15 protein-coding genes are annotated in these 15,574 nt (G+C 46.3%); 8 read left to right on the forward strand and 7 right to left on the reverse strand.

Annotated elements, in window-relative coordinates; all coding sequences use genetic code 11:
• Window positions 1–26 precede the first annotated feature (26 nt).
• The 5 genes from AC58PV_RS18685 to AC58PV_RS18705 all read left to right on the forward strand — a co-directional run bounded on the left by AC58PV_RS18685 (window position 27) and on the right by AC58PV_RS18705 (window position 4,199).
• The gene (locus tag AC58PV_RS18685; protein WP_497433792.1) at window positions 27–1,364 is read left to right on the forward strand and encodes a hemolysin family protein; all 1,338 of its coding nucleotides are present in this window, start codon (window positions 27–29) and stop codon (window positions 1,362–1,364) included.
• 14 nt (window positions 1,365–1,378) lie between these two features.
• Entirely contained in the window at window positions 1,379–2,425 is a 1,047-nt protein-coding gene (gene ytvI / locus AC58PV_RS18690) for a sporulation integral membrane protein YtvI (RefSeq protein ID WP_497433794.1), read from the forward strand.
• A gap of 680 nt (window positions 2,426–3,105) precedes the next feature.
• Window positions 3,106–3,345 (forward strand): spore coat associated protein CotJA, encoded by a 240-nt coding sequence (locus AC58PV_RS18695; protein ID WP_497433795.1) that lies wholly within the window; start codon window positions 3,106–3,108, stop codon window positions 3,343–3,345.
• Window positions 3,342–3,608: a spore coat protein CotJB gene (locus AC58PV_RS18700; RefSeq protein ID WP_068662867.1), complete on the forward strand. Its 267-nt coding sequence runs from the start codon at window positions 3,342–3,344 to the stop codon at window positions 3,606–3,608. Before AC58PV_RS18695 ends, AC58PV_RS18700 begins: the two co-directional genes overlap by 4 nt.
• 21 nt (window positions 3,609–3,629) lie before the next feature.
• Window positions 3,630–4,199 carry a manganese catalase family protein gene (locus AC58PV_RS18705; RefSeq protein ID WP_497433796.1) on the forward strand — a complete coding sequence of 190 codons (570 nt, stop codon included), beginning with the start codon at window positions 3,630–3,632 and terminating at the stop codon, window positions 4,197–4,199.
• A gap of 298 nt (window positions 4,200–4,497) precedes the next feature.
• Here the strand turns inward: AC58PV_RS18705 and nagA are convergent, their stop codons facing one another.
• Complete coding sequence (gene nagA, locus AC58PV_RS18710; protein WP_497433797.1) at window positions 4,498–5,670, reverse strand: N-acetylglucosamine-6-phosphate deacetylase; 1,173 nt, start codon at window positions 5,668–5,670, stop codon at window positions 4,498–4,500.
• Window positions 5,667–6,395, reverse strand: coding sequence for a glucosamine-6-phosphate deaminase (gene nagB, locus AC58PV_RS18715; protein WP_497433799.1), 729 nt, complete (start codon window positions 6,393–6,395; stop codon window positions 5,667–5,669). Before nagB ends, nagA begins: the two co-directional genes overlap by 4 nt.
• A gap of 277 nt (window positions 6,396–6,672) precedes the next feature.
• Here nagB and AC58PV_RS18720 point away from each other — a divergent pair, with 277 nt between their 5' ends.
• The 3 genes from AC58PV_RS18720 to AC58PV_RS18730 all read left to right on the forward strand — a co-directional run bounded on the left by AC58PV_RS18720 (window position 6,673) and on the right by AC58PV_RS18730 (window position 8,897).
• Window positions 6,673–7,344: an HAD family hydrolase gene (locus AC58PV_RS18720; protein WP_497433801.1), complete on the forward strand. Its 672-nt coding sequence runs from the start codon at window positions 6,673–6,675 to the stop codon at window positions 7,342–7,344.
• Window positions 7,345–7,420: 76 nt separating this feature from the next.
• Window positions 7,421–7,645: a spore germination protein gene (locus tag AC58PV_RS18725; RefSeq protein WP_497433803.1), complete on the forward strand. Its 225-nt coding sequence runs from the start codon at window positions 7,421–7,423 to the stop codon at window positions 7,643–7,645.
• 193 nt (window positions 7,646–7,838) lie between these two features.
• Entirely contained in the window at window positions 7,839–8,897 is a 1,059-nt protein-coding gene (locus AC58PV_RS18730; protein ID WP_497433804.1) for a cation diffusion facilitator family transporter, read from the forward strand.
• A gap of 91 nt (window positions 8,898–8,988) precedes the next feature.
• Here the strand turns inward: AC58PV_RS18730 and AC58PV_RS18735 are convergent, their stop codons facing one another.
• The 5 genes from AC58PV_RS18735 to AC58PV_RS18755 all read right to left on the reverse strand — a co-directional run bounded on the left by AC58PV_RS18735 (window position 8,989) and on the right by AC58PV_RS18755 (window position 15,210).
• On the reverse strand, window positions 8,989–10,095 hold the full coding sequence (locus AC58PV_RS18735; RefSeq protein WP_497433805.1) for a YheC/YheD family endospore coat-associated protein: 1,107 nt from the start codon (window positions 10,093–10,095) through the stop codon (window positions 8,989–8,991).
• A 6-nt stretch (window positions 10,096–10,101) separates the two neighbouring features.
• Complete coding sequence (locus tag AC58PV_RS18740) at window positions 10,102–11,229, reverse strand: YheC/YheD family endospore coat-associated protein (RefSeq protein WP_497433806.1); 1,128 nt, start codon at window positions 11,227–11,229, stop codon at window positions 10,102–10,104.
• A complete protein-coding gene (locus tag AC58PV_RS18745) occupies window positions 11,229–12,593 on the reverse strand; it encodes a YheC/YheD family endospore coat-associated protein (RefSeq protein WP_497433808.1) in 1,365 nt (454 codons plus the stop codon). The genes AC58PV_RS18740 and AC58PV_RS18745 overlap by 1 nt, the downstream gene beginning before the upstream one ends.
• 104 nt (window positions 12,594–12,697) lie before the next feature.
• Window positions 12,698–13,810 carry a YheC/YheD family endospore coat-associated protein gene (locus tag AC58PV_RS18750; RefSeq protein WP_497433809.1) on the reverse strand — a complete coding sequence of 371 codons (1,113 nt, stop codon included), beginning with the start codon at window positions 13,808–13,810 and terminating at the stop codon, window positions 12,698–12,700.
• An 8-nt stretch (window positions 13,811–13,818) separates the two neighbouring features.
• Entirely contained in the window at window positions 13,819–15,210 is a 1,392-nt protein-coding gene (locus tag AC58PV_RS18755) for a YheC/YheD family endospore coat-associated protein (RefSeq protein ID WP_497433810.1), read from the reverse strand.
• Between the last annotated feature and the right edge of the window lie 364 nt (window positions 15,211–15,574).

A 15,574-nucleotide genomic window follows, 5' to 3' on the forward strand; every position in this document is an offset into this window, starting at 1 on the left:
CATCTTTCTGAAGGAGAAATAACATTTTGCCACATACGTCGTTTGATTTCGGTTCTATCGTACTTAATCTTTTCCTAGTTATCCTACTCGTGATGCTTAACGGATTTTTCGTAGCAGCGGAGTTTGCGCTTGTGAAGGTTCGACAGTCTCGTATTCAACAACTGGTCAATGAAGGCAGCGGCAAGGCCAAATACGCGAGTAAAGTAACGTCTCAACTGGATCGATATTTGTCCGCTACGCAGCTTGGGATTACACTTGCTTCTTTGGGGCTGGGTTGGATTGGGGAACCGGCGATTGATGAATTGATCATGGAGCCTCTGTTTCATTCACTCGGTTTAGGCGAATCGATGTATACAACGACTTTGTCTTTTATCGTTGCTTTCGGTTTTATTACGTTTATGCACATTGTGCTAGGCGAGCTTGCGCCCAAATCCTTTGCCATTCAAAAGCCAGAATTGACTTCCCTGTGGTTATCTGCACCGCTCTTGTTTTTCTATAAAATATTTAGTCCAATTATTTGGGTACTTAACGGTGCTGCGAATAAATTTCTGGCGATGATTGGTGTCGAGCCTGCGAGTGAGAATGAGGCTGCCCATACCGAGGAAGAACTTCGCATCCTGATGGACGAGAGTGTCAAAAGCGGTCATATCAACGAAGATGAGATGACGCTCTTTGATAATATCTTCGAATTCTCCGATCTTATCGCGCGAGAAGTCATGCTGCCACGGACAGATATGGATTGTTTATTTCTCGAAGTAAGTTTTATTGATAATTTACGCTTCGTTCACGAAACCAAGCATACACGCTATCCAGTTGCGGATGGGCACAAAGATAACATTGTAGGCTTTGTCCATATTGCCGATCTACTGACGGCTGATCCGGATGTGGAGCAAGAGCTTAAGACCTTCATCCGTCCTATTCTGAACGTTCCTGAGTCGATGGAAGTGAGCCGCGTGCTCAAACTCATGCAGAAAAGGCATTCCCAACTGGCTATCGTTGTTGATGAGTATGGGGGGACGGCTGGTCTCTTAGCGTTGGAAGATATCATCGAAGAAATCGTGGGTGAATTGCATGATGAATTCGATGTGAATGAACGACCTGGAGTGGAAGTGAAAGATAAATACACCTCTGTTGATGGTCGAGTACTACTGGAAGATTTGAACGATATGCTGGATCTCCAAATTGAAGACGATGATGTGGATTCGATTGGCGGTTGGCTGTTCAAGAAGGTGGAAGGCGCGCCTGTCAAAGGCAAGAAAGTACCTTATGCTAATCATGTTTTCGAAGTGACCGAGGTAGATCGATTGCGTATCGTTCGTATACATATAACGAATATCGACACAGTTAAACCGGGAAATGAATAATCGGAGGCGTCTCTATGTCACCCAGGACAGCTATAATCATGGCGATAGGAGCATTGGTGTTATACGGTATGTTCACCGTAGGACTGCCATTTCTCTTAGCGCTGGTGACAGCTATTTTTTTGGACCCACTCACAACGCTCTTGATGCGTGTCGCAAAAATGAGCCGCTTTATCGCAGCAACGATTATCTCTACAGCATTTACTTTATTGATGGTGGCGTTAATTTATTTTATTGGGATGAATGTCGTTACCGAGTTAATTGACCTTGGACGTAAGGCGCCTAATTACATGGAGGATGTCAATAATTACGTGGATCAGGCTGTGGTGCGAACCCAGGTATTCTATGATTCGTTATCCCCAGAGATGGCGGCGCAAGTACAGACATGGGTAGAACGGGGTACAGAGACCTTAACTGGCGCATTAACGAGTATTCTGAGTGGTATTTCTGGATTTTTCCTCAATATGGCCGGGAAGATCCCTAATTTATTCATGCTAGTGATCATCTATGTAATCACCTTGTATTTATGTATGTACAACTTGCCCAATTTGAAAGTTGCTTTTCTCTCGATGTTTGAAACGAAAACCAAGGAAAAAATGGAAAACGTACTGACGTATTTACGTGAAGCTATTTTCGGCTTTATTCGTGCACAGCTGATTATGGCGATCTTTACGTATTTGCTAACTTTCATTGGACTGCTGATTCTTCGGGCTGAGTACCCTCTCGCAATATCGCTACTGGTTATGGTGATGGAATTCGTGCCGGTGATCGGGACAGGAATTATTTTCATCCCATGGATCATTTACCAGCTGCTGCTAGGCTATACGGGTATGGGAATTGGCTTGTTCGTGCTCTTCTTGGTACTCATCATCCTTCGCCGGATTGTAGAGCCCAAAGTGCTTAGTGATGCGGTTGGCATCAATTCGTTAGCGGCTTTGATTTCCTTGTACATTGGCTTTGAATGGTTAGGCTTCGCGGGCTTGTTCCTTGGGCCTCTGGTTGTCATTATTTATCAAGCGTTGCGCAAAGCAGGCGTGTTGAAATTGAATATTCAATTAGATTAACAATGATATTGAAAAATCCTTTTCCGAATTGCGCGGGTGCAATCGGAGAGGGATTTTTTGCTTTTAACGGGATGGCAGTGTTGCGAGGTTATGTTCTGGGGTGGTGGTCTTATCTAACTTTCGCTCTCACTTCTACCTCTCCCACCTCGCAAAAATGCAAATGTGCAACCTTTTGTAACGATTTACGGTTGAAGTGGTAAATGCTTGCAAAAAGGCATCCTTTTTAACCTATTTCTTGATAATTTCCTGAAATTGCTCCAAATTGATGCCTTTTTGCATCAATTTCCAATATCGGAGTGTAATACCCATCCGAAAAGTGCTATTTTGCATTTTAGATAGGGATAGAACTTGAGCAAAAGATTTCCTAGAAAAAATCAATAACCTTACTCTATCGAGTGCTACATTTGTTACCTCTAAAACTGCTTATGACTCCATATCTTCCTCTAAAACTACATAACTCCACTTGTCCTACACGCTTCTTTTCATCATAACGCTCGATCTATCTCCATTGCACACATAACCCACATATTGTTCCTAACTCTAGCTGCCTCATTCTAGCGGAGAGTGGGGAAACAATGGTGAAATGATTTTTATAAAAAGATAAATATGGGATATCGGTGATTTTGGCCAAGTTATGCCGCATATAACGAGTCATATAGGCTCAGTAAAGGAGGAGACATATGTACACACAATTTAAAAGTTGGTATCCGTATATCGGACCGTGTGACCCTTGTCCACCGATTCGAGTGAAATGGTACAATACGCCGCCGCAACTATATATGCAATTTCAACCACCAGGATTACCACAGTTTAGCCCTTACGATGCTTTGAAAACAGGAACGCTCTGGCCAGCACTTTATGGACCCTATCCGAATCCTTTAGAAGTGACAAGGAGTGATGAAGGAGGCCAATCAACATGAGCGAGCAAGTGCTGCCTGAAGCCTATTACAAGCAACTTCGTGATTTGCAAGCCGTGGATTTTGTATTGGTGGAGTTGACACTGTATTTGGATACGCACCCTGACGATCTGAGTGTGATCCAGCAGTATAATCAATTTGCCCATAAGCGCATGCATATGGCGCAGCAGTTCGAAATGGAGTTTGGACCTTTGATGCCCTTTGGACACAGCTTTACAAAAGCGCCATGGCAGTGGGTGGAAACACCTTGGCCGTGGCAAGTTTAGGGAGAGGAAGGAGGATAGCCCATGTGGATATATGAGAAAAAGCTGCAATATCCCGTCAAGGTAAGCAAATGTGATCCGCGGATGGCCAAACTGCTTCTTGAGCAGTATGGGGGAGCAGATGGGGAACTGGCTGCGGCACTTCGCTATTTGAACCAACGCTATTCGATTCCAGATAAGGTTGTGGGCTTGCTGACGGATATCGGAACGGAGGAATTTGCCCATCTCGAGATGATTGCGACCATGGTTTATAAGCTGACGAAAGATGCCACGGTCGAACAATTGAAAGCGGCAGGCTTGGATGATCATTATGTGGCTCATGATAAAGCGCTATTTTATCAAAACGCGTCGGGGGTACCATGGACGGCTGCCTACATACAAGCGAAAGGGGACCCAATTGCAGACCTCTACGAGGACATCGCGGCTGAGGAGAAGGCAAGAGCAACCTATCAATGGTTAATTGACGTAACAGATGATGTGGATTTGCAGGATAGCTTGAAATTTCTCAGGGAAAGGGAGATTGTGCATTCGCTTCGGTTTAGAGAGGCTGTTGAGATTTTGAAAGCGGATCGGGTTGAGAAGAAGATATATTAGGGAGTGGAGGCATACCCCTCATTCCATAAAAAGAGGGCCACCTCAAAGTAGTTATGGCTACTTTGGTGAGGCCCTCGACTGCGTTAGTCCGATTTCTCCGAACTAAAATGAGGATTACGTATAGGAAAAGACAAATAGTCCGAAAATACCGAACTATTTACCCATTTTTCATTAAGTATCGTTACTTGGGTCGATTTAGTTAGGGAATTTCGGACTAAATATAATTTTATGATTTGGCTAATGAAATTAAGTCGGCAAATTCGGACTAAAAGGATTGCCATAGGCGTAAGGAATCACACTAAGCTTCTTTCATCGCTGTGCCGCGCACCCAGACCTGCTCGAGCTCCAACTCGGAGTTGATCAGCAGCAGGTCGGCCTGCTTGCCTGCGGCAATCGAGCCGTGCGTCGCTTCGAGGCCAAGCTGCCTCGCCGGATTGCCGCTCGCGTAGCGGCTCGCGTCTGCGACGCTGACACCGACCTCGCGCACCATAAACCGGAGCGCCTCGATCATCGTCAGCGTGCTGCCGGCGAGCGCGCCGCCCTCCGTCAGCCGGGCAACGCCCGCCTGCACGGTCACGGCTTGGCCGCCAAGGTCGTACTGGCCGTCGCCGAGCCCGGCAGCGGACATGGCGTCCGTGATCAGCAGCAAGCCATGCGGCTGCTTCACCATCGTCAGCAGCTTAATCGCTGCTGGATGCACGTGAATCCCATCGGCGATCACCTCGCCGCTGATGCGTGCGTCGGTGAGCACGGCACCGACGGTCCCTGGCTCGCGATGATGCAACGGCTTCATCGCGTTGAAGGTATGCACCGCATGCGAGAGCCCCACTGCCACCGCCGACTGGATGTCGGCGTAAGAGGCATCCGTGTGGCCGCATGCGGCAACGATCCCATGATCGCGAAGCCATGCGATCATCTCCAGGCCCCCCTCGCGCTCGGGGGCTAACGTCAACTGCTTCATGAGCTGCGGGAACCGCTCATGCCATTCCTGAAGCCATGGTAGCTGCGGCGGCACCATGAGGTTCGGATCTTGCGCGCCGGCCCACTTCGGCGAAATGAAAGGGCCTTCCAAGTGCACACCAAGCAGTTGAGCATAAGGCATCCCCTGCTCCATGTAGCTGTGTACTTCAACAAGAACACGGTCGATCGCTTCACGCGTAGCTGTCATCGTCGTAGCTAACATGCCCGTTGTGCCATGCAAAGCATGAAATTTGGTGATCGTATCCAATGTTTCCGAATTCGCATCCATGAAATCTGCGCCGTAACCGCCATGTACATGCACATCAATGAAGCCAGGCAGCAACCATTTACCGCCTGCTTCGATGCGAACTGCACTTGGACTAGCTGTATCCTGCCAACCAGAGGATTCGCCTACGTATACCAATTTACCATCTATGACATGAACCAATCCATCCTCAATGATGCCTTGTTCCGTAACTACTTTAGCGCCAGAGATCAGTAGCTCGCTCATTCGAACAGCCTCCCAGCCTCAGCATCTAATAGAACAACTAAGTGAGGGTGAGTCTGCAGCAATGTGGCAGGCACCTCGGTTGTGATAGGTCCTGTAAGGGCACGATGTACGATTTCGGCTTTATCAGCACCGCGTACGATTAAGAGAATTGTTTTGGCTTTCAGAATGGTACCAACACCCATCGTCAGGGCGTGTGTAGGCACATCTTGAATGGAATCGAAGTATCGCGCGTTGGCTTCGCGTGTTTCTGCTTTCAGTTCAACACGGTGCGTACCACTGATCAAAGAATCGTCAGGTTCATTAAAGCCGATATGCCCATTATGGCCAAGGCCGAGAATTTGCAAGTCAATTTGCTTAGCATCGTCCAAAAGTTGATTGAATCGCTCACATTCTGCTTCCAAATCAGAGGCATTGCCGTTCGGAATATGAGCGGATCCTGCAGGAAGATCAATATGTGCAAATAAATGCTGCGCCATATAGGCATGATAGCTCTCAGAATGGTCCTCCGGTAAACCGACGTACTCATCAAGGTTAAAAGTTGTTACTTGTTTAAAGCTAACACGGCCTTTCTGATAAGCTTTCACTAGTTCTTCATAAATGCCGACAGGTGTGCCTCCGGTTGCCAAACCGAGCACGGCTTTCGGCTGCATTTGCACGAGGGAGGTGATAATACCTGCACCTGCTTCGTTAAGTTCTTGTTGATTCTGGAAAATATGAAGATTCATATTCATTATTCCTCGCTTTCATGGATGTAAGGGGCAGGGATAAGTCAATTTCATGGATTATTTAATAAAAGTCCGTTTCTATTTTGCGTGAAAATATCATTAATGTATAAAATTATTCTCATTTCAATCATAACTGAAATTAATAAGATCGGCAATAACCATTTTACCTAAAATAGCGTAGTCGATTATTTCAATTGTACATTGACTTACATGGGTATGTTTGCCATTCTTAACATAGATCATTACAACTATTTTACACATTTAAAGGAGTAGGAACATGACAACTCGGAGACAACTGCCAGAAGCGATGCTTTTTGATTTGGATGGGACGTTATTTCAAACAGAAACCTTACTATTGCCAGCATACCATGCGACCTTCGACGAGCTTCGAGCACAAGGGATTTACGAAGGGGAGACACCGCCTGAAGAGCGAATTCTTGGTGCATTAGGCATGCTCCTTGAACAAATTTGGATGCGTGTCATGCCAGAGTCGCCTGTTGCCGTACATCAGGAGGCTGATAAGTTACTAATTAAGTACCAGGTCGAGGGACTTCAGGAAGGCCGTGGTGTAGTATACGAGGGGGTTGCAGAAACCTTGCAGGCCTTGCATGCCAAGGGTGTTCGTTTATTTGTAGCCAGCAATGGGCTGGAGGATTACGTCAAGCGAGTTATCGCGGAGATGGGGCTAGCGCATCTGTTCGAAGGTTTATTCAGTGCAGGTGAGTACCAAACGCGTTCTAAAGTGGATTTAGTCAAAATTTTGCTTGAAAAACACGGCATTCAGTCCGCGTGGATGGTAGGAGATCGCTCGTCTGATGTAGAAGCGGGTCTTCGCAATAACCTTATCGTTGTGGCATGCGACTACGCTGGCTTTCGGGAAGCTGGCGAACTGGAAGGTGCACATATCCGAATTGGACGATTCGCTGAGCTGCTGGACTATATTTCCTAATTCTCACAGGTCTGTCGCAAAGCGGGCGCCTTGGGCATACACTGTAGCACATTGAGAGATAAAGGTGCTGATCAGAATGCCTTCTTTTGTAGGGATATTCAACATTATTAGGAATGAAGGAAACCTGGTTAACGGTGATACGTGTGTCATTGCCCCTACGAGTGCCTCCAAATCTTACTCAGGTGCTGGCGGCGGAATCACAGGGGATTTCTCGATATCCGGGACCGTATTCAGTGCGACAATTACAGTAGACCCTGACGGGATTGAAGCAGGCGCGAACAAGACAGCAACAGGGACCTAAGCAAAGCAAGCTGTTCATGATAAAGACCGATTCAAGCTCACCATGCGTGGAGAGATGAATTGGTCTTTCTTTTTTGGAGAAGCCTATTGACACTGGCAAGTCTGATTCTTTATTATTAACATATGAGCAATCATTCATATATAGTCAATTAAACAATCGTATGTAGTAAGTGAGCAACTAGGGAGGGAATGCCATGCATCAGCATGATTCGAAAAAGGAATACGCATGTGGACATGACCACGGGGAAGATAAAGGCCATGTGCATCATGACCACGAAGGTCAGGCTCAGCATGAGCATGGTCAGGACAGTCATCACCATGACCACAAGGGCCATGCGCATCATCATCATGGGCACGGGCATCACCATGGCCACAACCACGGGCATTCAGGCAATAAGCAAGGGCTGCTGATCGCACTTGGAATAACAGCAAGCATCATGGTACTTGAATTTGTAGGCGGACTCTGGACGAATAGCTTGGCCTTGCTGTCTGATTCTGGTCATATGTTGAGTGATGCGGGTGCGCTAGCATTGAGTCTACTAGCCCTATGGTTTACAGCGAAGCCTAGCTCAGCTCGTCTATCCTTCGGATTTCATCGTATTGAAATCTTAGCAGCACTGTTTAATGCGGTGACGTTATTCGTCATTGCTGGACTCATAATATGGGAAGCGATTGAACGATTCCTACATCCTACTGCTGTTGCTAGTGGTTCCATGATGCTCATCGCGTGCATTGGTCTTATCGCTAATTTATTAAGTGCTTGGTCGCTTATGAGGAAGGGCGATGTAGAGGGGAATCTGAATTTACGCAGTGCCTACTTGCACATATTAGGTGATGCGTTAGGTTCTGTAGGCGCCATTGTAGCTGGCGCTGTGATGCTGCTTTTTGGCTGGTATGTGGCGGATCCAATCATAAGCATCATTGTGTCTCTTCTTATTTTAAGAGGCGCATGGGGCGTCCTGAAATCAACCCTACACATCTTGATGGAAGGCACACCGAGTGCAATTTCGTTGGCAGCTGTTAAACAAGTTCTCGAGGAGATTGATGGTGTTGTTGACGTTCATGACTTGCATGTGTGGACGATTACTTCGGGCATTGAAGCCATGAGTTGTCATCTATTGATTGGAGATGATCGGGACAGCCAAGCGATTCTGCAGCAAGGAATCACCGTCATTGAGAAGCGTTTTGGCATTACGCATACGACTATACAAATCGAGAAATCAACGATCAGCCATCAAGTACTTCCAGTATAGTAAACGGGACATCTAGTGTCCGAATAAGATGAGGTCAACCCAAAAAACAAGCTTTCACCATAAGGTGATTCGCTTGTTTTTTTGTGGAAGATTAATCTGTTCTTTCCTCTGCGCCTTTTTTCTGCCGCAGCATCCAAAGCGCATATTCGAGGGGCCTTGTTACGGCTTTCTGGTAGGTGGCGTGCTGTCCAATTCTGCGAAATACTTCTCGTGATGGCTTCGGATTCACTTCGAGCAGCCAGACACTGCCTTTGGGGTCAACGGCGATGTCCATCCCCAATTCACACAGCTTCCCGAATTTGACCTCCAAATAGTCGGCTAGTTTATAGGCAAAATCATTCATCTCGTCTTTGATATCAGCAATTTTCTCTGGTGATGAGAAGCGATATCCTAATAAGCGATCTTGGGTTACAGCTGTGCCGCCTCCATGAAGATTGGAGGTAATACTGCGATGAGGGCCAATTCTTCCTGCGCACCCCGTCACTTCCCATACGCCTTGACCATTTTTCTGAATGAGCAGCCTATAGTCATGAACCCGACCGTCATTCAAAGTTAAATGGATACCTTGCTGAACGACATAATCGGGGCTCAGATTCAGCGTATGCAGCTTGATGGCTAACTGTTTTTCATTCGCTTTGAAGGGAGCAATGATGGAACGATATTGATTTCTGCCTTGTAACAAATAAAGATCAGAGGAAATCTGTTCAATTCGAAGAATTCCTCTTCCTCCGGTTCCATTCTTCGGCTTCACATAGATGAGCTTATGTTTCTTCAGAAACCTCATCAACTCTTGGATCGTGCTGTAGCGAACAGTTGCTGGCAGATAAGGGCGAATCGCGCTGCTTTGGGAGAGTGTTTGGTGCATCGACCATTTGTTGGCTAGTGGTTTGCTCAAATAAATGAGTTTGGCATGACGGTTGCGAAAAGCTTGGAGCATATGATAATTCGCCGCGGCTTTATAGCGGCAGCGATCATAGATAATGGGAGGTAATGTAGTGTACTTCCGAAGCCATCTTCCTCGATTGGAATCAAATGTGAGCGTTCGCACGGCATTTCCCTGTACATCCGACGGAGTAAACACTTCGACTTGAACGCCTAGCCGCTTACCTTCATTGCTAAGCCGCTGGAAATAAGCCAGCTCCTCGAGTCGTGAGTTGTTTAAATAAATAGCGAGTACGCCTAGTCGTTCTTGAGACAAGCATAATCACCTTCTTCTCCGATTATTGATCAAATGCAGACTATATTGAATAATCCGATCAAGCGATTTTTGGCGGATTCGAGGTTCGTCGAATTTCATAGGTTTCGAATTCGCTTCAAAAAACCAGATATGTCCAGATGTGTCAACACCGATATCCATGGACATTTCACCAAGCGGACTGCCTGAAGATTTCTCAATTTGAGTTGCTAGTGTAATGACTGCGCTTCGAACACGTCGTAGAATGTTCTTGGCTTCTTTAGCGCCGAAAACATAAGCAAGGAGTTTCCTTGGTTCATCAATTGAACCTCCGCGCGGAACGTGTGTGGTTATACTGGCTTTGCCTGCTACACGGGCGCCAATCCCAGAGACACTCCATTCGCCTCTTGCAGTTTTCTGAACGAGTGCGCGCAGATCGTAAGCACGTTCTTTGAATCTAGTTAGGGCAATCCCTTGTTGTACGATATAATCTTGACCGCCGCTATACTGCTCCCATTCCTGCCAGATGTCCTCTGAATCTGTATGGTAGCTATAGACCATTTTCTTGTCATGTAGGCGGCTAAGACGATACTGGCTATTGCTTCCCTTGGGACTAACACGATCTATGCGCATAATGCCCATTCCGGCTTTTCCTTTTACAGGCTTCAGGTAGAGAACGGGGTGCTTTTGCAGTAGTTGGGAGAGATCCGATACTTCATTCATTTGCAGTGTATCTGGCATGAACGTTTTGCTTTCTTTGGCACTATTTAACCAACTGAATAATGTCCATTTATTGAAAAAGGAAGGATTGAATAAATGAATGCTGGTGCTGCGTTTACAAGCTTGAATGGTTTGCTGAACCTCAGGTCTCATTTCCATTTTCCGGTAGGGGATGCGGTTGTAAACAACTTGAGGAGAGGGAACGAGTTCCCTGCTCCATTTATTGGCACTTGGACGAAAGCGATAGCCGTACATTTCAGCATTTGAAATACTGAAGTCTTTGGTCGTCACGACATACACGTCTACGCCGTAGCGCTCGCCTGTTTTAATGAGATCTAGAAAATTATCTAAATTTCCGCGAAATACACGGGAACTGTCTTTCACTGTGAGGATAGCGAGTGTTGGTTTAGGAGCTTTCTCATGAAGGGTGAAACCCATTAGTTTTCCCTCCTTGAGCGGAAACGGCTCAAATACAGGCAGTGTTCATACACACTTTGAAGAGTAGCAGTGTCTCCCTCTTTGAGCGAAGGATGCTTGAAAATGGATCGACCAGGCTTCGCATTAGCTTCAAACATCCATACTTTTTCATTCTGATCAATTCCGATATCGAAGCCTAACTCTCCGAGCAGATGATTATAATTATTTTCAATGCCTTCTGCGAGTTTAATCGCGGTTTCCTTGGCATTATCAAGAATTTGTTCCCCGCGTGCCCCATAAACTAGACGAAGAACCTGCTCTGGTGTCATGAGCTGCCCGCCATTACGAATATGCGTTGTGACACTGCCTTTGCCTGATTTCTTAGCCCCTATCGCCGCAACAACCCATTGATTTTGGCCATTTTTCGTCAAGTGGAAGCGGAAGTCAATCGGACAATTGTCAATTTCGATAAGTCGAATGCCTTGTTGGGCGACATAACTTGCTAAACGGCCGCGTCCTGTTCCTAACATTTGCATCAAACCTTCGAACTTGGCATAACGAATCAGGACATTTTTGTTCCCTTTCCGGAAACGGACGAAATAACCACGCTTCGGATTGTAGGTCACGCGATAGATACCGATGCCTAGGCTACCTGCTGTTGGTTTTAAATATATAAATTTATGTTTATCCAGCATTTCTTTGATTTGTTCAGCTGTGGGATTAATGTGAGATTCGGGTACGAATCGGAACGCTTCATCACCATCCAACATTTTGTAAACATCCCACTTATCAAAGAAGCTCCAGTTAAAGATTGGAACTCCCCGTCCTACGAAGCGATTTTTGAATCCCTCCATACCTGCGGATTTTTCTGCTTTACGGCTAGAGAGGCGATTGTAAATCACATCTGGAAGCGGGAAGGTTTTACGCATCCAACCGCCGCCTTCTTTGGGAATAAGACCAGTTACCGTCTCTTGGATCCAATTCACACTCTTAGGGCTGAAAGCGAAGCTGAATGAACGTTGTGAGCCGGTATTGATGACTTGACGTATGAATCCTGTTTTCGAACCGAATGGAGATGTACCGCTTTCCACATTGGTTAAAACACCGATAAGTGGACCGATGCGAAGCTCTTTATTGTTGGTATTAACGACTAACACATTCCCAGTGCGAGGAATACGCAAGGAGGCCATTAGGGAAAGCGGGATGTACATATGCTGACCACTTTTTTTGATCAAACGGACCGGTAACGAAGTCCCTTTACTCCCAACCTTTACAGTAATGGATTTAGTTCCGGTTAACCGTAAAGCTTTGGCGAGATCACTCGTTAAGTAGACCGATCTATCTGTTCGTTGTACGGCGTGGAGCATACACGATGTCAAACTCATTAGGTTACCCTCCTAAACTTGTTGCCCTACGGGGCTTTCTGTGCCAAACAAGCAGAGATGACGTTCTGCCCCCATGAGCACATTCAAACAAAGCTTAGCCACTGTCAGCTCAGCTGTTTGTTCAACAAAAATCCAGCATAGTGGATCGGATTTGCAATAGATTTCGAACGAGCTCGCTCATTATGCAAACGGGAGAAAATCGTTCGACCCGGCTTTGAATTCACTTCTATAATCCACACGCGCCCACTGCTATCAATACCGAAATCAATGCCTAGCTCGGCTAATCGACCATGATAGGACTCGAGCACAGATGGGATATGTGTGGAGAGCATGGTTATGGTGTCAATGAGTTGGTCGGACTTGTTCGCCCCGAATTCGCGAGTTAGAAACTCGCATGCATCTTCGGCAGTGCCTCCGCCATGCAGATTGGAAGTAATGCTTCCAGGCTTTCCGACACGAACGGCCATGCCCGTATGTTCCCAGTTTCCTCGACCATTTTTCTGGACTAGAGACCGTACGTCATAGGACATGCCATTCATCGCATGAAGCTGTAAATAGGATTGAAGGAGATAAGGACGTGAGCCTATTGCCTGCTTCAGCCACTGCCAGCATGCAGACCACGTATGAAACTCTTCTAAGATGGGTTGATTGCGCCCATCTCGTCCTTTCAATTGAAAGTGAGAATTCTCTTTGTGAATGTGAATCGCACCTTTGCCTTGACTACCGCCTTGTGGCTTTAGGAATGCGTCAGAATGACTTTGTAGCCACCGTTCAAGTTGGTTTCCGCTTCGGAGTCTACTCGTCTCTGGCAAGTAGGCGAGCAAGGATGGATCTCTCTGCAGCATCAGCCCCACTTCCCACTTTCCGCCAAGACCATAGCCAAGGAAGCGAATCGAAGGGATCTCACGCAACTTGCGTACATGATATTGATAGGTAAGATAGCTTTGTTTATTGCTGAAGAAGCAGCGATCATAGATGAGGGAGGGAAGGGGAAACAGCTTGGTAATCCATGTTTGCTGTGTAGGGTCATACATATACCCCCTTACCATCTCTTGCATCCAATCGATGCGATTAGGCGAGAAAACAAACACATCAATCCCTTTGCTAGCACCATGTCGCGTTAGATTCTGATAAAAGATCGAACTTGCAAAGGGAAGATCTCGGTTCAGTTCAGTAACCATGATGCCTAACAAGGGTCGCTGTGTTCGCAATCTCATAATTCACCTCATTGCTTCGCTAGAAAACGAGCGTATTTAACCAAAGTTCGTACAGAAGGTCTGATCTTATTTTTGGTATTGTCGGTGTTGAGTGCTGTATTGTCATCCTTAGAGGGCTTAGAGTTCACTTCTAGCAGCCATACTCTGCCTGACCGATCAACGGCAAGATCAATACCTAGTTCACCGAAATGACTTGGGATTTGGGTTTCGATCCCTTTGGCAATTTCCAAAGAGGCCTTGCGTAAACGACGAATAATCGCAGCGCGAGCAGCAGTCGTGGAGAAAGAAGCTTTGGCAAGCGCCGCAGGCACAGTGGATAATGATCCCCCTCGTGCTAGGTTGGAAACAAAGTGTTGGCTGCCAGCAATCCGACCTACAATCGAGGTGATTTCCCATTCCCCTTTTTCTCCCCGTTGCACAAGTGCTCGGAAGTCTATCGGATTGCCCTCGGATGAAATGAGATCAAGCCCTTGCTGGATTTGATAACGCTGTGTCTTGAGTTTCCCGGAAATCGACTGAAATACTGCAAGAAGAGTAGGGTACGTTTGTCTGCGGACGCCAGCAAGGCTGGTTGAATGTGTCGTATAGGACTCGCCAAGGCCTTCTCTGCGAATGCGAATAATGCCATTTCCAAGACTTCCAGTAATTGGTTTAAGGAATAGAACACCATGGCGTGCAGCCATAGATTTTAGCATTTGAAAGTTTTTGAAGAGATAGGATTCCGGCAAATAGCTATGCAATGAACTATCTTTTCGCAAAGCCTCAAAAACCTCTGTTTTATTCAAATATTTCTCGTTAAAGATTTCTGTGCCATATCGGGACTTGACGTCCTTCATAAACTGTTGAACATTGGGCAAATTCTCGTACTTACGTGAAGTGAGACGATTGTAAATAACATTTGGAATCGGGAACGTTCTTTTACTCCAAGTACCATTGGCATAAGAATAAGCAGAAAGCGTTTGTGGGTTGGCGCGCATTTCTTTCGGTGGGAAGAAACACACGCTAGCTCCCATCTGATCACATGCATCGGTCAATTCTTTACAAAACGTAGTGATAGGACCAAAAGGGCGACTCGGGGAACTCGCGTTAACGCGGCTAATCATGACACCAATTAAGGGTCCAATCGACATTGTATTCGAAGTTGGCTTATAGTTGATGGTAAGCCGAGCCCCTTGATGAAGGCCTATCTTAGATGCAAGCGCAGGGTCGACACGAAGGCTATTCGGTACAGCAGCTGTGACTACTTTCACGTCCTGCTGATAGGAGCCGAATCGCATGTTAATCATATGATTGGACGGAACTTTCCATTTTCTTGCAATGGCTTCACTTAGAACAACGGTCCGATCATCCAAAAAGATGCTGGTGCTTTGAATGGTTACGCCAACTTTCGATCTGGTCAATAGTGAACACTCCTTCCAGCATGAGAAAATCCCTATCGAGGCCATTCAAGGATGATCGACCGCTATTCTCCCTTACAAAGGGGCCCCGGGAAAGGAGAGACTTTGGTATCCGACCAAAGATCCCTTTATCTGGTAGATTGATTTTTCTCCAATAAGCAAGCTGTTTCGTTAAACCGAAGCGAACTTTCTTATCTGGTCATGGCGGTATTGCCCTTATGCCAAGTAAACTACTCCATCATATGAGGACATATTTCCCTTTGTGCCTAGGCTTCGGGAGGAAAGCGCCCATTCTTCAAACATACTTCAGGGAGTATTCAGCTAATTTTTAGGGCTTACTCAGGTTTTAAGGTCCTTAACCTCGTAT

This window comes from Paenibacillus sp. J22FR83, assembly GCF_059691955.1.